This window comes from Paenibacillus sp. TSA_86.1, from assembly GCF_052691815.1.
Genome location: NZ_JBQZGE010000013.1, coordinates 69,547 through 91,320 on the forward strand (window position 1 = coordinate 69,547; position 21,774 = coordinate 91,320).

22 protein-coding genes are annotated in these 21,774 nt (G+C 45.6%); 11 read left to right on the forward strand and 11 right to left on the reverse strand.

Features of this window, described 5'->3' with window-relative positions; genetic code table 11:
* Nucleotides 1-9: 9 nt before the first annotated feature.
* The 5 genes from ACUTVW_RS20860 to ACUTVW_RS20880 all read right to left on the reverse strand — a co-directional run bounded on the left by ACUTVW_RS20860 (nucleotide 10) and on the right by ACUTVW_RS20880 (nucleotide 6,568).
* Complete coding sequence (locus ACUTVW_RS20860) at nucleotides 10-1,041, reverse strand: TFIIB-type zinc ribbon-containing protein (RefSeq protein ID WP_445647541.1); 1,032 nt, start codon at nucleotides 1,039-1,041, stop codon at nucleotides 10-12.
* A 30-nt stretch (nucleotides 1,042-1,071) separates the two neighbouring features.
* Nucleotides 1,072-1,779 (reverse strand): PspA/IM30 family protein, encoded by a 708-nt coding sequence (locus ACUTVW_RS20865; protein WP_445647607.1) that lies wholly within the window; start codon nucleotides 1,777-1,779, stop codon nucleotides 1,072-1,074.
* Between the two features lie 251 nt (nucleotides 1,780-2,030).
* Nucleotides 2,031-2,708, reverse strand: coding sequence for a response regulator (locus ACUTVW_RS20870; protein ID WP_445647542.1), 678 nt, complete (start codon nucleotides 2,706-2,708; stop codon nucleotides 2,031-2,033).
* A gap of 1 nt (nucleotide 2,709) precedes the next feature.
* Nucleotides 2,710-5,868 carry an ATP-binding protein gene (locus ACUTVW_RS20875; RefSeq protein WP_445647543.1) on the reverse strand — a complete coding sequence of 1,053 codons (3,159 nt, stop codon included), beginning with the start codon at nucleotides 5,866-5,868 and terminating at the stop codon, nucleotides 2,710-2,712.
* Between the two features lie 43 nt (nucleotides 5,869-5,911).
* On the reverse strand, nucleotides 5,912-6,568 hold the full coding sequence (locus ACUTVW_RS20880; RefSeq protein WP_445647544.1) for a hypothetical protein: 657 nt from the start codon (nucleotides 6,566-6,568) through the stop codon (nucleotides 5,912-5,914).
* Between the two features lie 259 nt (nucleotides 6,569-6,827).
* Here ACUTVW_RS20880 and ACUTVW_RS20885 point away from each other — a divergent pair, with 259 nt between their 5' ends.
* The 3 genes from ACUTVW_RS20885 to ACUTVW_RS20895 all read left to right on the forward strand — a co-directional run bounded on the left by ACUTVW_RS20885 (nucleotide 6,828) and on the right by ACUTVW_RS20895 (nucleotide 9,051).
* Nucleotides 6,828-7,451: a hypothetical protein gene (locus tag ACUTVW_RS20885; RefSeq protein WP_445647545.1), complete on the forward strand. Its 624-nt coding sequence runs from the start codon at nucleotides 6,828-6,830 to the stop codon at nucleotides 7,449-7,451.
* A 61-nt stretch (nucleotides 7,452-7,512) separates the two neighbouring features.
* Nucleotides 7,513-8,157: a hypothetical protein gene (locus ACUTVW_RS20890; RefSeq protein WP_445647546.1), complete on the forward strand. Its 645-nt coding sequence runs from the start codon at nucleotides 7,513-7,515 to the stop codon at nucleotides 8,155-8,157.
* Between the two features lie 36 nt (nucleotides 8,158-8,193).
* A complete protein-coding gene (locus ACUTVW_RS20895; protein WP_445647547.1) occupies nucleotides 8,194-9,051 on the forward strand; it encodes a M12 family metallopeptidase in 858 nt (285 codons plus the stop codon).
* Between the two features lie 131 nt (nucleotides 9,052-9,182).
* Here the strand turns inward: ACUTVW_RS20895 and ACUTVW_RS20900 are convergent, their stop codons facing one another.
* On the reverse strand, nucleotides 9,183-9,434 hold the full coding sequence (locus tag ACUTVW_RS20900) for a hypothetical protein (RefSeq protein ID WP_445647548.1): 252 nt from the start codon (nucleotides 9,432-9,434) through the stop codon (nucleotides 9,183-9,185).
* A gap of 208 nt (nucleotides 9,435-9,642) precedes the next feature.
* Between ACUTVW_RS20900 and ACUTVW_RS20905 the strand changes: the two genes are divergently transcribed.
* The 4 genes from ACUTVW_RS20905 (at nucleotide 9,643) to pdxA (ending at nucleotide 15,019) form a co-directional block, all read left to right on the forward strand.
* Complete coding sequence (locus ACUTVW_RS20905) at nucleotides 9,643-11,331, forward strand: PrpR N-terminal domain-containing protein (RefSeq protein ID WP_445647549.1); 1,689 nt, start codon at nucleotides 9,643-9,645, stop codon at nucleotides 11,329-11,331.
* A 312-nt stretch (nucleotides 11,332-11,643) separates the two neighbouring features.
* The gene (locus ACUTVW_RS20910; RefSeq protein WP_445647550.1) at nucleotides 11,644-12,630 is read left to right on the forward strand and encodes a 2-keto-3-deoxygluconate permease; all 987 of its coding nucleotides are present in this window, start codon (nucleotides 11,644-11,646) and stop codon (nucleotides 12,628-12,630) included.
* A gap of 95 nt (nucleotides 12,631-12,725) precedes the next feature.
* A complete protein-coding gene (locus ACUTVW_RS20915) occupies nucleotides 12,726-14,021 on the forward strand; it encodes a four-carbon acid sugar kinase family protein (RefSeq protein ID WP_445647551.1) in 1,296 nt (431 codons plus the stop codon).
* Nucleotides 14,018-15,019 (forward strand): 4-hydroxythreonine-4-phosphate dehydrogenase PdxA, encoded by a 1,002-nt coding sequence (pdxA, locus tag ACUTVW_RS20920; RefSeq protein ID WP_445647552.1) that lies wholly within the window; start codon nucleotides 14,018-14,020, stop codon nucleotides 15,017-15,019. The genes ACUTVW_RS20915 and pdxA overlap by 4 nt, the downstream gene beginning before the upstream one ends.
* Nucleotides 15,020-15,131: 112 nt before the next feature.
* Here the strand turns inward: pdxA and ACUTVW_RS20925 are convergent, their stop codons facing one another.
* The 3 genes from ACUTVW_RS20925 to ACUTVW_RS20935 all read right to left on the reverse strand — a co-directional run bounded on the left by ACUTVW_RS20925 (nucleotide 15,132) and on the right by ACUTVW_RS20935 (nucleotide 16,302).
* A complete protein-coding gene (locus ACUTVW_RS20925) occupies nucleotides 15,132-15,455 on the reverse strand; it encodes a type II toxin-antitoxin system PemK/MazF family toxin (protein WP_445647553.1) in 324 nt (107 codons plus the stop codon).
* On the reverse strand, nucleotides 15,456-15,695 hold the full coding sequence (locus ACUTVW_RS20930) for an AbrB/MazE/SpoVT family DNA-binding domain-containing protein (RefSeq protein WP_240037094.1): 240 nt from the start codon (nucleotides 15,693-15,695) through the stop codon (nucleotides 15,456-15,458).
* Nucleotides 15,696-15,915: 220 nt separating this feature from the next.
* Nucleotides 15,916-16,302, reverse strand: a complete 387-nt coding sequence (locus tag ACUTVW_RS20935; protein ID WP_445647554.1) for a RidA family protein — start codon at nucleotides 16,300-16,302, stop codon at nucleotides 15,916-15,918.
* Between the two features lie 105 nt (nucleotides 16,303-16,407).
* Here ACUTVW_RS20935 and ACUTVW_RS20940 point away from each other — a divergent pair, with 105 nt between their 5' ends.
* The 4 genes from ACUTVW_RS20940 (at nucleotide 16,408) to ACUTVW_RS20955 (ending at nucleotide 19,418) form a co-directional block, all read left to right on the forward strand.
* On the forward strand, nucleotides 16,408-16,743 hold the full coding sequence (locus tag ACUTVW_RS20940) for a winged helix-turn-helix transcriptional regulator (RefSeq protein ID WP_445647555.1): 336 nt from the start codon (nucleotides 16,408-16,410) through the stop codon (nucleotides 16,741-16,743).
* A gap of 187 nt (nucleotides 16,744-16,930) precedes the next feature.
* Entirely contained in the window at nucleotides 16,931-17,497 is a 567-nt protein-coding gene (locus ACUTVW_RS20945) for a TetR/AcrR family transcriptional regulator (RefSeq protein WP_445647556.1), read from the forward strand.
* Between the two features lie 113 nt (nucleotides 17,498-17,610).
* On the forward strand, nucleotides 17,611-18,732 hold the full coding sequence (locus ACUTVW_RS20950; protein ID WP_445647557.1) for an ABC transporter permease: 1,122 nt from the start codon (nucleotides 17,611-17,613) through the stop codon (nucleotides 18,730-18,732).
* A complete protein-coding gene (locus tag ACUTVW_RS20955) occupies nucleotides 18,732-19,418 on the forward strand; it encodes an ABC transporter ATP-binding protein (protein WP_445647558.1) in 687 nt (228 codons plus the stop codon). The genes ACUTVW_RS20950 and ACUTVW_RS20955 overlap by 1 nt, the downstream gene beginning before the upstream one ends.
* Nucleotides 19,419-19,540: 122 nt before the next feature.
* Here ACUTVW_RS20955 and ACUTVW_RS20960 read toward each other — a convergent pair whose 3' ends face one another.
* Nucleotides 19,541-20,578 carry a hypothetical protein gene (locus tag ACUTVW_RS20960; protein ID WP_445647559.1) on the reverse strand — a complete coding sequence of 346 codons (1,038 nt, stop codon included), beginning with the start codon at nucleotides 20,576-20,578 and terminating at the stop codon, nucleotides 19,541-19,543.
* Between the two features lie 260 nt (nucleotides 20,579-20,838).
* Complete coding sequence (locus tag ACUTVW_RS20965) at nucleotides 20,839-21,771, reverse strand: helix-turn-helix domain-containing protein (RefSeq protein WP_445647560.1); 933 nt, start codon at nucleotides 21,769-21,771, stop codon at nucleotides 20,839-20,841.
* Between the last annotated feature and the right edge of the window lie 3 nt (nucleotides 21,772-21,774).

Below are 21,774 nucleotides of genomic sequence, written 5' to 3' on the forward strand. Positions count from 1 at the left end.
TTTTTTTGCTCACAGGAATCCACCACCCATCATCCACGACACCAGCTTCAGCGACAACATCGAAACAGCAGCAACGCCTGTGAACCATCCGGCCACTTTAGCTTTACTAATCGGCGGTTTGCCGACCACTTTACCCGTCTGTCCGTTCATGGCAAAGGTGTACTGTTTGCGGTTGTAATCATAGTTGACCATCCATACGGGTAACAGCACATAGTCTGCATTTTTGAGCTTGGTATCGATCTCTTTATTGGTGTAGCTCACGCTTGTATATCCCGATACGGTAGAGGCGATGTACGAATCAATGTAGGATCTCGTTTTATCCTTGGCCCGTGGAAAAAGCTCATCTTCGGTATAACTATATTTTTCCGCAATATATCCCGCCAGATACGGGGTTTTGAACAATTTCAGTTCATTGTAGGGAAAAGGCTCCAGCTTATCCATCAGCTCGTCGTTCATTTTTTCCGATGCGTCGATGGGCAGATTCACATATTCCAACCGAATTTTGCGATAAATATCAAAATGCTGCGTCTCCGTATAATGGTAGTCACCTTGCGTATAGGATCGTACCTTGGTACCTTGGGCGTGGACCTCAATTCGGTTATGTAAATCATAAAGCCAAAACGGCACGTATATGCCGGTAACACTCTGGATGCGATCGGCGGTCATGAAGCCACCGGGCGTGAGCAGACCGTTTCTGCACCATTTTTTGAACGCCTGTTTCGCTTGCTCTTTGTTGATGGAAAAAGGAATCACCATCGCCGGGGCCAGATGGCCCGTCAGCCGATCACTCAGCACCACCGCCGCACCGCAGAAACTGCATGTCGTTGCACTTGTCTCCGGCTCGGTTACGATATCTGCTCCGCAGCTGTTGCAGTGATATTCCTTCACTTCTCCCTCGGTAAACACCTGTTTCTTCAAGGGATCGGGAAGCTGTTCAATGTTGTCCTGACGTCCGCAGCTCGGACAGGATAATGCACCGGATACACTATCAAAAATCATGCCGCTGCCGCAGTTCGGACATTTATACTCTAATACCGGCATCTGTTCACCTCCGTGTCTATATTGGATGTCTTATTTCTGCATTTTCTCCTGGATCGCTGCCAGCTCCTCGTCCGCACTTGGACTTGGATTCTCCTTCTCCCTATTACCCGCATCTGCGTTCATATCCCGCTCTAACTGCGCAATCAGTTCATCCAGATCATCTTCCTGTGTGCCTGCACGAAGTTCTGCAAGTGCTTCCGCTTCGTTCAGTGCCTGATTCGCTTGATCTTCCATCGCTTTAAATGCGGATTCAGCACGGCTCGCAGAGGCATTCTGGTCATTCAACTGCTGCTGTGCCTTTGCATCAGCCATTCGGCCTTTCAGGTCTGTGTGTCTGGCTTCCAATATCCCCAAATCTGCAACGAGCTTGTCGTTCATGTGTTTCATCATCTGAGCTTTGGCGGAAGTCCGGTCATACGCCGCTTGTAATTCATTGCGTTTGCCCGTCAGTTTCACTTTTTTCTCCAAAAAGCTGCGTGCCTTATCCACATCACCCGACTCTGCCGATTTCTCCGCATAACGCTGTAACTTGTTCACCTCAGCCTGGCACTCATCCAGCGCTCGCTTGGCCCGATTTTCATCCGCCAGCACCGCAGCTGTCTCGGCCTTCACCTGTCCCAAATCACTGTTCAAACTGCGCATATACTCATTCACAGTTCTGTCCGGGTCATCCGCCCGGTTCAGCATATGATTCACATTGGCCTTCATCACGTCTCTAAACCTCGATAAGATTCCCATCATTCGTTCCTCCTTCGGGTATGTTCATATGACTATAATACATGAATAACACGACATACGTTTCATTAAAATGAATACGGGTCTCAAAGAATGCAGAATGCGATTACCGCACTATTGTCTGCCTGACGCAGCTTAATGCAAACTCAAATAAGAAAAAAACTATTTCCTCTGATAGCGGAAATAGTCTCTTCTTCTAAATCGATTAAGGGAACGGGCCTCCTGCCCTGCTATGCTATGCCACAAAACCATAATTACCTATTTTCCGCCACCATAAAATCATGGAGATACGCTACAGCCTGCATCCGATCACTGGTGCCCAGCTTACTGTAAATGACACTGATATAGTTCTTGATTGTGCCTACACTCATGTACAACGCCTCAGCGATCTGAGTATTGGTCATTGGCTGAATCATAAGCGCAATAATTTGCTTCTCTCGCTCGGTAAATTCTACCCTTGCATGCCTCAGCTTCTCGGCATTGAAATGAACCTGATGACTTTTCGTCATGGCAGACAGACGTACAGCCAGCTTGGATGCAATCTCCGGCGTAAGCATGTGTCGTCCTGCCGCAGCATCCCGGATCGCCTGTAATAGGGTATGTTTATCCATATCCTTTAACAGATAACCTATGGCTCCAGCCGCTAAACCCTCAATAATGTACTTATCTTCGGCAAAGGTAGTCAGGATCAGTACTTGAGTCTCTGGCATCCGGGCATGAATCTCCCGAATGGCTTGAATGCCATCCATTACAGGCATCTGAACATCCATTAAAACCAGATTTGGCTTGAATTGCTCCGTGAGTTCGCACGCTTGCTGTCCATTCTCGGCAAGGCCTACCACATCCAAGTCTGCCTCCAAATCCAGAACGGTACGCAAGCTTTCTCTGAGAAGTCGCTGATCGTCTGCAATAATAAGACGGATTGGGTTCAAGTTATTTCCCCCTCTTTCGGAATAATATCGTGATCTGGCATCCTCTTCCATGATCATCATCAATGAAGAAAGTCCCTCCTGCGGCATGAACTGTGCTTTGCATGTAATGGACACCGATGCCCGGCTGTTCCGGAGCGTAAGGTTTCCCGATATTGTTCAATCGGAACACAATATAATCATCTTCTTCGGATAAATATAATTGAAATTGCCTGCTGTCACCGTGCCGGATACCGTTGGTCAACCCTTCCTGAATGGCAAAAAACAGAATTTCTTGCTCTTCTACTCGCAGGGTAGACCAATCCTGCAAAACCTCCTCCTCTATACTGATCTCTGTATTAATTTGCGTCTCCCGGATCAACTGTCTGATTCTGTCTCCCATCGACAGCTTCTGGCCTTCCTCCTTTAATTGCTTGAGGGACCTGCGGATATCCTGAAGTCCTCTTCGAACCAGTTCCTGTGAATGGTTCATATATCTCAGAGCTTCGTCAGGCTTGTCCGAAATCAGACTTTTCCCGGCCTCCAGCTGCATCAGTGTAGTCGTTAGTGAATAACCCATCGCATCATGTATTTCCTTCGTGATCCGATTTCGCTCTTCCTCTGCACTGATCTCCGCCATGGAAACGGCGGTCTCCCTCATCGTCTGCCGGATATGTGTGGTACGCCGAATAACCTCCTGCTCAATATTTTCATTCCACGAGGCCAACTTCAGATGAAAGGTAACACGGGATAACAATTCGGTACGGGTCACCGGTTTGATCAGATAATCCGTTGCTCCGGCATCGAACCCCCGTTCAATGTCGGACGGTTGATTCCGGGCAGTCAGGATCAGAAGGGGGAGATGCTCGTCCACATGCCGACGAATCATTCTGCATAGTTCGTACCCTGACATATATGGCATCATCAGGTCGGTGATGATCAGATCAGGTTCACAACCATCAACCAGCAGATCCAAAGCTTGCTGACCATTCTCAGCCTGAATGACCTCATGCCCCGCTGCTGAGAGATGATGATGCAAGATCTGCAAGATCACGGGTTCATCATCCACCACCAGAATCCGTGTTCCAGTGGAATGGACGTTCTGTGAAGTGTCCAACCTTGGCATAACAGAATGACTTCCTGCTATTTCCTTGTGTTCGGCAAGGACAGAGAACGGTTCACGATGTGCCATGGAAGGCTCTTTGGATGCGAATACTTCTCTGGATGACTGTGTCTTTGGAATGTAAGCTTGCCTATGAATCGGGAGGGTAAAGCAGAATGTTGACCCTTCCCCTTCTGTTGATTCCACCCAAATTTGGCCCCCATGGAGTTCCACCAGATGTTTCGTAATACTGAGGCCAATGCCTGTCCCGCCATACTTCCGGGTAATGGACCCATCTCCCTGTTCGAAGGCCTCAAATATGGATTCTTTCCACCCCGCCTGAATTCCGATTCCGGTATCGCTGACGCTAACACATAATCGATTACCCTTCATGCCGGCGTCCAGCTTGATGGAACCTGACTCCGTAAATTTCAATGCATTGCCGATCAGATTGCTTAACATCTGTATGACACGGTTCTCATCAGCATGAACGTAATAGTGGGGAGATATCTCATTGATGAAACGGATAGTCTTACCTTCAGCAAGGGGATTAAGCAGTTTGATGACAAGAGCCCCCGCCTCACGAATATTCAATGCTTTTGGTTGAAGCACAATATCTTTGTTTTTCAGGCTTGTAAAATCAAGCAGATCGTGAACCAGATGGGACAGTCGCTGTCCGCTGGTTTGAATGAGTCTCAGCTGTTGTATGGCAGCTGGAGGAAGTGGACCCGCCGAACCTTCGGCCAATGACTCCGTCAGCCCGATGATGCCCTGTAGTGGTGTTTTTAACTCATGAGAGGTATTGTGCAGAAATTCATCCTTAGAGCGGTCCAGTACCATCAGTCGATCAGATAACTGTCTGATTCGGGTAAAGGCATTGGAGAAATTAATGGATAACAGGAATGACTGCAACAGAATAAAGACAAACATGCCGTACGGTAAAAGGGTCCCCAGTTCACTCAGATTCTGGTTGTATAAGATATCATTCGCCGCGAAGACAAAGAGATTCACAAACGCGATTAACAACAATACGGTGCCCTGTTCACGTCTAATGGTTGCTACAACCAGACTTATCAGAACATAGATCAGAACCAACAGGATAAACGTCTGAAAGAAGAGTAATGTATGATGGTATATTTTTACAGGTGTAAGGAAGATGAGGGATGACAGTAAAAGGCATGTTCGATTGACTAAACGGATGATTCGGCCTGCAAAGTAGGCGGGATACAGGCTGTAGAAATATTGTACCAAGAAGGGAAGACTCAGATAGGCCGTAAGATAGGATACCTTGGCAAACCATTCATAACTCATCTCAGGATACAGGATCAGGATAAAGCGCTCATTCACGAACAGTGTCCGGATGGCCATCATAAAACAGAACAACGAGAAATACAGTGGAGACTTGTTATCACGACGCAGAGCGTACAGAACCAGATGATAGATCGCAATGGTGAATATGGAACCAAACAGGAACAGATTTCTTGCCAGACCCTGCTGCCAGAGTGCAACCATCTGCTTCTCCGTCCCAAATAAGATACTCTTATCTATACCTCCTGTCTGGAAGGCATAGTTAGCCACTTGAATCACAACCTCAAGCGTGGTCCCCTCATAGTGAAATAGCAGGAGCGGATTCCCGTACCGCGCAACGGTTGTATCCGCTGAAACGCCGGGAGTGCCCACCGTAGATAGGAGTTCACCGTTAATATATAAACGATACGATGAGTGAATACTTTTGATATAAAGGCCGTAAATCCCATCCAAGTCAGCCGTTTGAATGGACAAGCGATACGTAGCGTAACCTTCAGAAGAGAAGTCTTGTAACTGGCCTGAATGCGCATTCCATAGACCAGGAACAGATATAAAGCCAGCGTTACAACCTACACATTCGGTCGTGGTCTGATTCTCCGAGCCTCCATTAGGGTTGGTTCCATCCGAATTCGGCTTTTCGAACGATCCCCATCGAAATGCCCACTCTCCATCCAGACGGATGATTCCCTCTTGTTCCGTATCCCAATGCGTCAGATCCATATAACCCTGTTCGGCTTGACTAACAGCTGTCGCATGAAGAGTTTCACCCCACATACAGATCATACCTAAACAAAGGAACCCTATCCGCAGCGCAGCTCTAGCGAGCCTCATTCTCTTCCGCCGACTGTGTCTGTATTCCATCAGCTAACAGGTAGAACTCCTCAGATAAGGTAGCCTGTCCGAGCAAGTTTACATGTCCCTGGCTGGAGAAATCCACGGGCCAGTAACTGTTGGGCACCCGTTCGGTAGACAGGAGTCCCATACGCATATATGTCTCTGCAAACAGCTGGCTGCAAAACAGATTGGGACTGTGAGAACTTATGCCCAGTTTGCCTTCGGCCACGCTCTCCAGCATTTCGCGTTCCTTAGGAAATTGGCCCTCATGAACCTCCTGGATCAGGTTATTCAGTTCCTCTTCCATCTCTGGCGTACAGGGCCCATTCAACAGTCTGAACGCAAACATGGGGTCCCACAGTTGATCCACATCGGTTTGAATCCGCTCGTGGAGCGGCACAAGCATCGGGCCCGTCTTTTTTTCTCCAAGCAGTACGTCATTCAAGTTTTCAAACGCTGTGGATTCCCACAACAAGGGGTAGTCATATTGAGGCAGCCTCACAACCATACCGATGTGAGACCATGCGGAGCCTTCAATAAATTCAATCATGATGCTTTCGTGTATAACGCTGTGACAGAGAAGCATATCGCCAGTCTTCAATCGAGGCTCAATTTCAGCGTATTTCACCGTTTTTCCCATGATCAAAAAACCTCCTTTTTATGACATTTAATGGAACTAAATGTCTGAATTCATTATATGAATTGCGAGTATATGCCGTAAAGAGAATTTATGAGATTGGTCACATTTTATAATCATTTCCGATGACTTTGGTCATTGCCAAGTCATTTTCCTTTTCTTCAGGAGGCACTCCATGTGATGACTTTGGATACTAAAAACGTTAGCGAAAGCCGGTTACATTAGAGGTGTAGCAAACAAAAACTTTTGAGGAGGAAATACAATGCCTACATTAGCAACCACGTATTCCGTAAGCATCGAGAACCATGCCACGTACAATGCCAGTCTCGCCATCTACCAGGTGGACCCGGATCTGAATGATCCAAGTGTACTTACACTAGCTTGGCTGGTGAAACCATCTACTTCCGGTTCAACGACCGGATTCACTTGGGAAGTCGATTATGATTTCTACTGGACAGAGGTCGATGTTCCGAAACCGGGAACAACTATCACTTCCACGGCAATCAGAGAAGCTGATCTTTCTTCCAACAATTCGGTCGAATTCAGCCATGCGGATGGTGGCACATACCAATTCTCAGAAGCTACATCCGGGCCTAGATCCAACATTCTCTACATTCACCAGGACAGCTCCATTATCGCCCAAGACAATGCCTATATCGGCATTCAAATGGACAACAAACCGGTGGTTGCTGTGAAAGCTCAACCCAATACCAAAACGGAATTCACACCGCATCCAACCTACTATCTGGTCTATGGTCGGATTCAGCCGGGCGAAATCATTGATATCAGTGAGTACGCTGATGTGGCCTTGAAACTGACATTCGACGGGGTTACTTCCCATGCCGTAACGCTGAGTGAGCAGAATCAATTTCATCTGAAATCATAAACTACAATCCGGGGGAGGTGACGGGGTTACCTTCCTCTTCCATGCAAGGAGACTTGTAATCGTGCCAACTTTGACTGTGTCTGTGACAAACCAGGCTTCCTACAGTGCCAACATCTGTTTGTACCAGGTATACGATCAACTCAGGAACCCCCGTCAGCTTACTTATATTTGGTTATCCGTGCCTTCCGTGCCATTGGCAGGGACCGTAGAATTCAGCTGGGACACTCATTTGGCATTTTGGCGGTCAAGCCATCCGATTGATTTCGCCGATAAACGCATGTCGATCCGCAATATCCAGATGAGTGAGGCCATGCTGCCACAACGGAGCGAAATTATTCTGTCCAGAGAGACCAGCGGAGGTTATCTGTTTTCGAATCCTTATCCGGGGAAGGTACCCGAAAGCTACACTATCCTGATGGATAGTTCCATCAGGACGGAAGGCGAAAATCCGGTCCTGGTTGGACTGGCGCAGAACGGATATCCAGTGACCTCGGTTGAGGCACACCCGAATACACGGGTTTCTTTTCAAAAACAAGCCCGAATCTACATGACGTATGGATTTATGAACACTGGTGAGCTGATTGACCCCCAGCAGCATATGGAGTATAGCGTGTTGCTGGACTTTCAGATTCATCCACAGCTGCATGTGACACTGTCGGAGAAGAATCAGTTCTACGTATCCAGTAACGCGGTGTCCAAGAGTTGATTCTGGCGATTCACCCGATCGAATGGAGGTATGTATATGTTAAATCAGGATCAATCGATGGAATTATATGCTCCCGACTTGCTGAAGAAGGGAAATTTGGAGGAAGGTTATGTATTTCTGGCAGACAGCGAGACCCCGGTGAAAGTGAATTATATAGAGTATGATCATTTGGCGATCTTTGATGGAGATATCATCGTAACAGAAGCCCCTAAGATGAAGGCATTAACGGCTCATGTGGAAGGGTTACTGGCGGCCGGAAAAGAAGTGACTCCTCATCCCGATGTCATTATCGACATTCGAAGACTGTGGCCTCAAGGACAGGTATATTATGCGTTTGACTCCACGGTGACGAAGCAAAATCAAACCGACATTCTTCAGGCTATGAAACACATCAGTGATCACTGCCACGGCATATCCTTTACTGAACGGACTGCACAGACTCACCATCCAAACTATATTTCCTTTGTTATGGGCAACGGGTGTAGTTCCTACGTGGGAATGCAAGGTGGCAAGCAACGGATTATGCTGGCAAAGGGGTGGTACCATATCGGTAATATTATCCACGAGATCGGCCATGCCCTCGGTCTGCTGCATGAGCACACCAAGCCGAACCGTGATGATTATGTTACCTTACATTCAGATAATCTGATCCCAGGTTCACAGCACAATTTTGATATCGTGAAACACCCTGATCTGTTCAAATCCATGGATTATGACTATGGGTCTATCATGCACTACAGCAAGTCGGCATTCGCCCTGGACCCTAAAAAGGATACGCTAACCCCTACGCAACCCGGAGTCACGATCGGACAGCGTAAAGCCCTGTCCTCTCTGGATATCGCCGGCATCAATTCGCTCTACACAAGCAAAAGTCTGATGCAGAAATCTCCATGAGCTACAGATTCAGTTCAATAGTTCAGAAAACCCGGACAACTGAAGTCTTTACTTCGGTTACCCGGGTTTGATTTTGTTGCTCAACACCACGTTACATTTACCCATTTATTCATGCCTCAGTTACAGATGTTCTATGCCTTCAAGTCTTTAGGACTGCGCTCTGGATACAACTCCTCGGGCAGGCTCTCCACCGCTGTAAAAAAGACATCCAGCAGCTCCACTCCATACGCAGTTCGTACATATTCGGTAATTACTGCTATATCCTCTTCCCGCTGATACTCTAGGCACGGACGGCCTTCGCTCCACAGTACTCTGCAAGGGAATCGCTCCACTACACACTGGATAATGTGATCCGGATCGGCAGCTTTATGTATATTGGGCATATGTCTCAGCTCCTTTTTATGAATTAGCTTTGATGGTCGGCAAACGCGCTCTAACTGTATACTCAGGTAAATCCCTTCCTGATGCTTTAATTTTGAAATAGATGATCATTCGATTCAGTGCAGTACGTCACATCGCTCCAAAGATGTCTTTCCTGTGCAAGTTAGCTATAATAAAAGGATCAATGATTATATAAAAGGCAGGAAAACTATGCGTACACGAGTTCATTTCATCGCTCCTTATGAATCGATGATTCCTATTATAGAAGAATGCATCCCTCGCTACCCTGAGCTATCCATCCAGACCGATGTGGGTGACTTGGCAAAAGGTGTCGAGCAGGCGATTCAGGCCGAAAAAAACGGTGCAGAAATTATTATTAGCCGCGGGGGAACCGCGCAACTCATTAAACAGGCGGTGACCGTACCGGTCATCGATGTGCAGCTATCCGGCTACGATATGATTCGTTCCCTCACACTGGCAAGCCAGTTCAACGGACATACGGCCATCGTTGGTTTCTCCAACATCACCTCAGGTGCACAGTCCATTATCGACCTGATGGATCTGCCGCTCAAAGTGTATACGATACATAGTTCAGAAGATGTCGCGAGGCTGCTGCTGGAGTTGAAAGCGTCTGGCTACCAGCAGATTGTAGGTGACGTGATTACCGTTAATACCGCAAAGGCCTACGGTCTGGAAGGTTTATTGATTCAGTCTGGCATTGAATCCATTCTTAGAGCCATGGAAGATGCACAGCTGGTCTACCGGTATTTGAGCAAAAATCAGACCGTGTCCGTCATACTCAATGATCTGGTGACCCAAGAGCATCCGAATCTGCTGATTTTGGGCGAACAGGATGAAGTGGTGTTTGAAAACTGGGCCGATTTCGGCCATAATCCACTCACTGAAAATCATCTATATCTGATGAATACAAGTCTGGAGTTCCATCAATCCAAAATTCAGAACGTGTTCATGGTAGAGGATTATCAATTGACAGTTCAGGCTTATGAAACCAAGCTGGATAACAAGACCTACAAGGTGTATCTGCTGGAAAAGGGAGAACCTTATGCCTTTGCACAATTCGGCATCACTACGTTCACCGATTCCTCGATGGAACCCATCGTTGCCGAATCACCTGCCATGCAGGCTGTATTAAAGAACATCCGCGCACTTTATGCGCATCATGAACCCATATACTTGTTGGGTGAAGCCGACTCAGGGAAATCTTTTCTGGTGAAACATATGCATCAGATGCACGCTGGCGGCGGACTTCTGTTACAGATTGATCTCTCTCAGGTTCCTTCAGGTCATTTGCACAAAATTCCGCTGACTAAGGTTAAGACAGTGGAGTTAAATCAAATTGAATCACGCCTGCATGATCCCGAATTGCTCATCTTTATCGAGGCCTGTCTCCAAAGCAACATCGGCCTGTTTATTCTGAGCGAGCATATGCCCGATCCGAATTGGACACTCAAGCTGAAGTTGAACACACTGATCATGCCAAGCCTTGCTGATCGTACCGAGGATCTTGAACCGTTGATGCAACATTTCCTGACGGGTTATTATCACAAATACGGCACGACGGCTGTACGAATTAAAGAGGATGCGCTCCAGGTGATCCGGGAGCAAGCCACACATATGAACGTCAATCAACTGAAACATCTGATCAAACAAGCCGCGCTAAATGAACCGGATTATGTCATTACAAGCGAAACTTTATCCCGTCTGCTACATCAACCGTCTGCAGCGAGTGCAAGTGCGATGAAGCTAAACGGCACATTGAAGGAGATAGAGAAAGAAGTTATCCAATTAGTGCTGCAGGAAGAAAATAACAATCAATCCAAAGCCGCTGAGCGCCTCGGGATTAACCGAGCCACATTATGGCGTAAACTTAAAGATTAACTTTAAGTTTACGCTTTTTTTATGGTTTTTTTGGGGAGTTTTTTATTTGCTTCTTATTCGTTTTCCGCTGTTCTTAACTTGATTTCACCTGCTTATTTCCAGCTCATTTAATCCATTTAGAAGTAAATCAGGAATCCTTTTACTTGTTCTCCAAGAATGAGTGATTGTACACAGAAATGTGTTGCATATTTAAACACACATACAATTATTTTAAATTATCAATAATTTATTGTTGCTAATTTAAACATAATGGGATAACATAGTCCCTGCAAGCGCTTCAAGAAAACGATTACTTCATAAGGAGCTACGACTATGAACATTAAAGCTACGCTCGATCGCATCCCTGGCGGTATGATGGTTGTTCCCCTGTTGCTAGGTGCAACGATCAATACATTTTTCCCGAATGCTCTACGCATCGGCGGATTTACAGAAGCACTCTTTGTGAACAGTGCCAGTACACTCATTGCGTTATTCCTGTTAATTGCAGGTACACAGATTACGTTTAAAACAGCTGGTTCCTCTGTGGGCAAAGGTTTGACCCTGCTTACGTTCAAGTGGGTAATCGGTGCTGGTCTTGGTTTTATCGCTATTCTGCTCGCTGACTCAAATGGCTTATTTCTAGGACTTGCTCCGCTTGCCATTATCGCAGCCATGACCAACTCCAACGGCGGCCTCTACATCGCACTTGCGGGTCAATACGGCAAAGAAGACGACAAAGCAGCCTACCCGTTCCTCGCACTTAGCGACGGACCGTTTCTAACGATGGTGGCGCTCTCGATCTTTGGTGCGATGGGATTTGCAAACGGCATGTTTTCCCCAATGTCCTTTGTTGCGGTATTGCTTCCACTGATTGTCGGTGTCATTATTGGTAATCTGGATCGTAATATGGCTGAATGGCTGCACAAGGGCAGTGACAAGCTCGTTCCGTTTTTTGCCTTTGCGCTCGGTATGGGCATCAACTTCTCCTCTATTATCCAAGGTGGACTTGGTGGAATCCTGCTTGGCGTGCTGACCGTGCTTCTTACAGGCGGGGTTGGATACTTGCTCTTCAAAGCCATCGGCTGGAATCCCATTGTTGGAGCATCCGAAGGTTCCACAGCGGGTAATGCGGTAGGTACACCTGCTGCTATCGTAGCTGCCAATGCTTCATTTGGCCCTATTGCGGAGATTGCTACGGTGCAGATTGCAGCAAGTGTTGTGACCACGGCAATTTTGTTGCCGATCTTTATCGGTTTCCTCTCCAAACGGCTAGAGAAATCAGGCGGCATCGCCAAATATAATGAACGACCGACCACATAAACCCAGATAATTAAGACGGAGTGATCCGTGTAAACACCTTTGGTTCAATTTATATGGTTAATGTAACAAACGAAAACTAAAGGAGGGATGACTGCATGAAACTGGCCATTATTGCAGATGATCTGACCGGAGCCAATGACAGCGGGGTGCAGCTAGCACGGCATGGCTTGAAGACGAGCGTTCTATTTAATATGGATGAGGCTTCTCTGGCCTCTTATGATACCGTTGTTTTTGATACAGACAGCCGCTCTGTTGAAGCGGAGGAAGCTTACGATCGTGTGTATCGTGCAGCCAAGCTGTTGACCGAGAACGGGTTCGATACCCTTTTTAAAAAGATGGATTCCACCATGCGAGGCAATATCGCCATCGAAATTGATGCAGTATATGACGTTGTACAACCTGATTTTATGATGATCGCCCCGGGTTATCCGAAAAATAACCGCACCATTCGGGAGGGCATTCATTACCTGAGCGGTGTGCCACTTGCAGAAACGGAAATTGCCCTTGATCCGAAGACACCCGTGACGATCTCCTACCTGCCGGATCTGCTCAAGCAGCAGACGAAATATAACGTGGGCGAGATTACCGTGGGTGATCTGGAAGCCGGACAACAGCAAGTACATGCCAAACTGGAGCAGTTCAAACAAAACAACATCCCCTATGTGCTGGTCGACTCTACTGAGGAGGCACATTTGGAGCAGATTTTGCAGATGACGCAGAACATACCGTATACCTTTGCATGGGCGGGTTCAGCAGGAATTGCAAACTATCTCCCGGCTCACTATGAACTAAAATCTAAATCCGCAGCACTTACGATCCCGGAGAGTAATGGTCCAATTCTGACCGTCGTCGGCAGCGTGAACAAAAACTCTCGTGAGCAATTGTATCGTTTACTTCGTCAGTCTCGGATTGCATCCGTGTCCTTTCATTCGTTCAAAGCGGTGTCGGCAGAGGCTGATCGGGCAGCGGAGATGGAACGTGTCTACAATGAAGTCAGAACTAAAGCGCTGGAGGGAGAAGACGTTGTTCTCTACTCTACCGCAGAATCCATCGATATTGAGCTGGCGCGGGCAACAGGTGAGAATCGGGGATTGAATCACACCCAAGTCAGCAATGAAATCGTACGTGCAATAGGCGAAATTTGTGCCAGACTTCTCGAAGAGGGCCTCTTCAAAGGGGTATCCATGACTGGCGGCGATACCGCCAAACAGATTTGTCTGAAATGGAATATCAGCGGCTTCGAACTGCTGGACGAGCTTGAAATCGGCGTGCCGATCTCCAGATTTATGGGTATTGAAGATTTATATGTGATTACCAAAGCAGGCGGATTCGGCAAACCGGACGTCTTTATCCGAGCGATTCAAAAATTAAAAGGGGGCATTCTCGTATGAAACCCACAGTAGGTATTACGATGGGCGATGCTGCAGGCATTGGACCCGAGATTATTATGAAAGCACTGGGACATCAAGAGGTGTATGATCAGTGCAACCCGCTTGTGATCGGTGATGCAAAGATTTTGGAGCGTGTACTGCCCGTGATCGGTTCCACGTTGAAAGTAAATGCGATTCAAGAGCCAGCGGAAGCAAAATACGAATTCGGCACCGTCGACGTTATCGACCTGAATCTGGTGCCTGCTGATCTGGAGTACGGAAAAGTATCCGCTATAGCAGGAGATGCAGCATTCCAGTTTCTTGCGAAAGCCATTGATTTGGCGAAAAACAAACAGATTCACTCGATCTGCACAGCACCGCTTAACAAAGAAGCACTGCATCTGGGAGGCCATCTGTATCCAGGCCATACGGAGATTTTGGCAGACCTGACGGACACCGAGGACTTCTCCATGATGCTCACTACGCCGAACTTGCGCGTCATTCACTTGACCACTCATATGGGTCTGATTGATGCTATTGCGAGCATTAACCCGGAAAGAACCTACACGGTTGTGAAGCTGGCTCATGATACGTTGAAAAAAGCAGGCTTTGACAATCCACGCGTCGCGGTATGCGGGATTAACCCTCATGCCGGAGAGAACGGCCTATTCGGCAACGGGGAAGAAGAAGAGAAGTTGCAGCCCGGCATTGAGCGTGCGCAGCAGGAAGGCATTAACGTCGTTGGTCCACTGCCAGCGGACACACTCTTCTTCCGCGCAGGCCGCGGCGACTTCGACATCGTTGTAGCCTGCTATCACGACCAGGGTCATGCCCCAATCAAGGTGATGGGCATTGAGGAAGGCGTGAATATCACGGTTGGACTGAAAGGCGGCATCATCCGTACATCCGTTGACCACGGCACAGCCTTTGATATCGCTGGCAAAAACATCGCTGATGATAAAAGCATGCTGGCTGCCATCCGTTCCGCCATTGAGCTTGCACCGAAAGACTTGGTGTAAAGAGAGTACTATTTTCATGTACACCTATACAGTCAAAGTAAGTTAGAAAAAACAAACCCGTTGATTAGCGGGTTTGCTTTTTCTGAATATAATCTATGTATAACTCAAATGACTACAAAAACGTGCGAATTTTATCCAGACATTCTCTGACGACTTCATCGGAGGCCTTAGCAACGATATCGATTTGACGAGCTTTCCAGTCCAGATTCTTAATTTGATCTGTTAAAATAACCCCATCAAAGTATGACCCTTCTGGCAGCAATACTTCAAACCCCCAGCCTCTTACCGTATGCGTTATAGGACAAACCGAGACAAATCCTGTTGCTTCATTAAATGCTGCTGGTGACAGCACAATAGCAGGCCTTCTGCCTGCCTGTTCATGCCCGGTTTGTGGATTAAAATTGATCCAGACCAGATCTCCTCGTTCAGCACTCATTTAGATTAATTCTTTCCCTTCTCTGCCAAAATCAATTTCATCATGGCGATTTTCTGGTTTGCACTGTGCCAGCAATTCTTCCAAGGTCGGCTTTTTCTTCTGAGGTACCACGATAAGTGTGTTATCATCACTTACAATTAAATCAACTTCCGTTCCTTGGTAAACCTCGATTTTTTCGGCAATATGGCTTGGAATTCGAATCCCTAAACTATTTCCCCATTTCTGCACAGTAGTCGACATCGAAAACCCTCCTTGATTCAGAGATTTTGGATTCATTATATCACGCCCCCCGCCCTTCCGTATACACATAGTATATACACCTGAAGCGGCAATGATACAGATGAAACATCATATAGATAAAATAAGGCAAACCTACTTCATTCGAAGGTTTGCCTTGTTATTTTTTATATCCATACACCTCTAATGAAAAGAACAGCTACGATTCCTTAGTTTCCCATTTTTATGAACCAACATGGGCAACGCCTCGAATCTCCACCCATTGTTCAGGGAATGCCAGATCATTTACCCCAATCAGACTGCCTGCCGGTCGATGCTCACCAATATATTCTTTAAACATTTCAATAGCAGTCTCCCCGTGCTTCTGCGCCTGAGTCAAGTAAATTTCAACATATGCAAGATTAGACCTGGTTACATCAAACTGTGCTAATACGGTATCCAAGTTCTCTAATGTCTGTAATACTTGTGCCTGAATATCCCCCTCACCAACAAAGCTGCCTTCTGCGTTGTGAGAAAATTGTCCAGAGATGTACAGCGTATTGTTGACGCAGTAGCCTTGAGAGATGCCATGATCCCAGAGATTATGATTGTACGTTTGAATTGTCGTCATATAATTAGCCCCTTTACTTTAAATTAAGGCTAGTATAGACTGGGCAAAAAGATTAGGATAGTACGCACAATAAAGATAGGTACTATCTGAAAGGATAGTGTAAACATGGGCATATCCGACTTTGACGGCGAGAACATGGCTATTCAAGATACACCTTTTGGCTACACCATGTCAGTCATCGGTGGAAAGTGGAAGATGATTATTTTATATCTACTCGCTGCCAAGCAACCGGTTCGTTTCAATGAAATGCAGCGGCAGATTGGAGCGATTACGTACAAAGTTTTAAGTGCACAGCTCAAGGAGCTTGAGACCGATGGATTAGTTACGCGTAAGGAATTCCCGCAAATCCCGCCCAAAGTGGAATATTCGTTGACACCCAAAGCGCAGACCCTCTTACCTGTGCTGGAACAGCTGTGCGAGTGGGGCGAAAAGAATCGTTAACGCAGTAATACTTTTAGAGACAACTAATAAAGATGGATCCCCTGTCCTTTTCAATAGTCTATATTCGGCATTCGGGTATCTTATGCTAAACTGAATATAATCAGTAGATTGTGTTGCAGTCGCTGCACCAATTTTACGATCACAAGACACGTTTTAGTTTTAAATCAGACGAAAGAAGAGATTGTTCATGGGAAGAAAGCAATCGTTTACGGAAACAGAGCTGCTGGATATGACCAAAAAGTTGGTGCTTGAGCATGGGTACGACGGTTTCCACCTCAAGCTGCTTTCGCAGCATCTCTCCGGAGCTCGGAGTACCATCTATCAGTATTACGCCAATAAAGAGGAGATTGTGGCTGCTTGCATGAAAAGAGTCATCGCTAATGTATTGGAACATGCATCAGCCGTTGATGAGTCCGACCCATTAGAAGCGCTTGAAGAACTGCTACTTATTTACGTTGAAGAAGCTGCGCTCCATCAGCTTCTAGGGGATGCGAATAAAATTAACACCTCCAACTCTCCTGCAGCAGCAAGAGATCTTGAATTTATTGAAGAAGCGCATCAGACACTCAAACTTCAATTATCAAGTTTGTTTGAACGCGCTCAACAGGATAAATCTCTCCGCCAAGATATCCCTCTACCTGTACTTATTGGTGTCTTTTTTAACTTGTTTAATACACCTAACATGATGAATTTGCCTACAGCTGATTGGGGTAGACTACTTTTTCAAACGTGGATTGGAGGAGCCAAGAGATGAGTTTTCTTCTTGGGACTAATTTGACACAAGTGTCAATTATATTGTTTAATAAATGAGAACGTGTGTCGCGACACTTCAAATTTGACACAAGTGTCATAAAAGGGGTTGAGAGAGTGTTTTTAGCTGTAAAAGAATTAATGCACAGTAAATTGAAATTTCTAATGATTATCATCATTTTTGTATTGATCGCTTGGCTGGTATTTATTTTATCTGGTCTAGGCAATGGGTTATCCACGCTAGCTGCATCTACCTTTAAGAATATGAAAGCGGACTATGTCATTTTTGAAGAAGGCTCCCAGTCTTCCATGAGCAAGTCTTTATTGTCTGGTCAACGGGTGCCGGAGGCTGAAAAGCTGCCTAATGTTGAAGCTGCCGCACCCATGGGTAGCACGATGGCGACAGCAATGAAGGGTGAAAATTCAAAGAACGAAGATAAGGTCGATATTGCGATTATAGGCATTCTTCCAGGAAGTTTTCTAGAACCGAAGGTAGTCGAAGGTAAACCTCTATCTTCGGATAACCCTACTAGTGTAGTGGTGAATACTTCCCTTAAAGATGAGGGCTTCAAAATCGGGGATACGTTTCAATTAGATGGTACGACCGAATCCCTAACCATTATCGGTTTTGTGGAGAATGAGACGTATAACCACGTTGCATCCGTATTTACACCCATTAATCAATGGCGGCAGATCGCCTTCGCTGCTCCGGGTTCCGATAAAGGGTTGGCTGACCCTGTTAATGCCATCATGCTTCAAGGCGAAAATATAGATTCAGCTGAAATGAATAACAAATTGTCTGGTACGGATACCGTTACTCGGGGCGAAGCGGTACAAGGCATGCCCGGATACAAAGAAGAGAATGGTACAATTCTGATGATGCTGGCCTTTTTGCTCGCTATATCTGCCTTTGTACTGGGTGTATTCTTTTATGTCATCACGATGCAAAAGACCAATCAATTCGGCATTATGAAAGCCATAGGTGCCAGCAATAAATTTCTGAGTAAAACGATCGTATCGCAAGTATTTGTGCTGTCGGTAACAAGTATTCTGGTCGGTATTTTGCTGACTTATGGAACTGCTGCCATTATGCCTAAAGGTATGCCATTCAAGCTGGAGACTAGTCTTGTCGTGACCTATTCCATCATCCTGCTCGTAATTTCAATGTTAAGCTCGTTGGTATCTGTTCGCAAAATTACCAAGATTGATCCGCTCAAAGCGCTCGGGAGGGTTGAATAATGACTAAAGGTCTGCAGATGAATGAAGTCACGATGATTTACGGGGAAGGAAGTAATCAGATGAAGGCTCTTGACCATGTGTCCTTATCCGTAGAGCCAGGAGAATTTGCTGCTGTCGTTGGACCATCCGGTTCTGGTAAAAGTACATTTTTGTCGATCGCTGGGGCGATGCTTAAAGCATCTGAGGGAGAAGTCAGACTAAATGGAAATCTGATCTCGACGCTTACGGAGAAACAGTTGTCCACGATACGGCTCAAGGAAATCGGTTTTATCATGCAATCATCTAATCTAGTTCCTTATCTGCATGTTCTTGATCAGCTCCTTGTCGTAAAACGAATGTCCGGAACCGTCAGTAAGGAGGATCAACAATTTGCCATGAAGCTATTGGAAGAACTAGGACTCGGACAGAAGTTGCGGAAATTCCCAGAGGAATTGTCAGGCGGCGAAAAACAGCGGACAGCCATTGCTCGTGCTTTAATGAATGATCCTAACCTGATTCTGGCAGACGAGCCCACCGCAAGTTTGGATACCAAGCGAGCCCATGAAGTCGTCAGTCTCATGGCACAAGAGGTCAAATCACGCCAAAAAGCGGCCATTATGGTCACGCATGATGAGCGTATGCTTGCCTACTGCGATAAGGTATACCGAATGAATGACGGAATTTTAACGCTCGCTGCAACGTCTTAGAACGAACTTTAATCGATGACTACTATTTTAGTAGGATAACTGCTTCATTTAGCTATCTAGCATTTTCAAGATAAAAAGCAGCAGAAACTATTTTCAGTTCTGCTGCTCTTTATTATTGTTATTTATTCTGTGGTAGTCGGTACATATTCATTAACCTCAAACGTAAGGATTCTATCGAAAATGATATAGTCTTTTCTACTCTTAAACGGCCCGATATTATTTTTGCCTTTATCGACTGCAAACATTACGGGGCCATTACCCGAAGCTTTTGTTTCATACCAATTAATAAAAGCATTTACTTGGGGCATAGATAGATCAAATTCCTTCTCTAATCCCGTGTTCAACGTGATTGTTAATAGTGCTCTTTCTCGAATGATTAAAAGGGAGGCAGAAACCTCATTGGAAGATGCCCCTTCTCCAACACTATTTACGGCCGTGATTTTATAATAATATGTAGTTCCCTCTGTAACGTTAGAATCTGAATAGTTAGTTGAATTTACTGTAGCAATTTTTTCGTAGGGCCCATCAGCCGAAAGGGATCTTTTAACATTATATGAAGTTGCCCCATTAACAGTATTCCAGCTGAGATCAATCTTAGAAACAACCGGTTCTGCTTTTAAGATCGGAGAAGCAAGATTAGGATTGATTAAATAACCGGTGTCATCAATATCAATGGCGTCTAGAACCCATCTTTTAGTATCCGTAGATTTTATTTGTACAGTATGTTCTTTTGAAACGAGGTCAGCTACTTCAAACACAAGAGCTTGATTGATTTGAACTGATGGTCCAGTTACAGAAACGGGAGCATAATCAACACCGTCGATGGTGATTACTAGATTTGATGTGTAGTCTTGATAAAGGGTACTAATTATTCTTAACTGTGTACCATAAAAAGAGAATTTTACAGTTTGAGAAGAGTTCGTTGGATTACTCGGCAGATAATGCAACGAATTCCCATAGAATTGAGGTCCTGTCGTTGTTGTCCACTGGTTACCACTATAGACAATTCTACTATCCTTATCATCTATTCTGTGCCACCCTTGCTCAGCAGCTAATAACGGTTCACCCACTGTTGCAGCCATTACACTCGATCCAAAAAAAGATGAGACTAACAGGATGAACGCAGTTAGACCAATGAGACCTTTTAATTTCTTTAACATTACGAAACCTCCAATTTTTTTATAAACATCATACTATCCTTCATGTTCTCCTTTGTCCAAACATAAGATGGAATATATTGTAAATTTTGATGTGTGAAATAAAATTAAGATTATGTATAACTTTTTCATTCCATAACAAAGAGCCAGCATCATAACCTCTTTGCTGACTCTTCCTTTTTTACGCTAATCAATTTCCCCTCATTCGACTCTTCCACATAATTCAGACGATACTCTGTATTCAATTCCTCTCTTCATCTCGCTTAGGTTATTACGTTTTTCCCTCCTCCTACAAGTACCATCTCACGCTCGTCCTGTGCGGGTCTGCTACGCCGATACGCACTTGGCGACATTCCATTCTGCTTATTAAAAATGCGATTGAACTGCGAAAAGCTGGTGAAGCCGCATTGGGCGGCAATATCCGTAATTTTCTCACTCGAATGTAGTAGCATTTGTTGGGCATTTCGAATTCGGGTCATCTGCACATATTCCGTAAACGTGAAGCCTGTGACTTTGTTGAACTGGCGCGATAAATGATGTGCGCTGACATAAAAGCGTCTGGACACCTCATCCAGCGACATCTCCTGCTGATAGTGACTATGAATATAGGATGCAATAGCATACATTCGCTGGGTCATGGATGATCCTTTTTCCTCACGGACATAACTATTCTCCGCCGCATAACGATGAAGACCACATAGAAACTCGACAAACTTATGATGAATAGCTACCGATTGAATAGGAGATAACTGCTGTGATATCGCAAAAATGTCGTTAAGGGGCGCAAGAACTTCCTTACGCCGTTCTTCCGAGAAGCGGAAAATGGGAACCTGCGCATTAAATATCGTAAACAGCTCGCTGTAACCGTTCTCAAGTCCAGGTAAACTGCGAGGCATAGCAAAATTAATCATTAACCTTTTGGGTGGCACACCCTTTGGATATTGGGTTTTATGAAGCAAAGCAGGCCGAAGCAACACAATATCATAGGGCTGCATCTCGTATAAACTGCCTTCAATAATATGTGCAGCGGTCCGATCCAGCAGAATGCAAATTTCATAAAAATCGTGAAAATGCTGAAATTCCATATTGAGATCATGCGAACGCTCGTCATAATCCAGGTAATAATAAAGCGAATCCCCCGGCTGGTTCACATGGATCGCATATCCCTTTTCATATGCCAAAACCGATGATGTCATGGA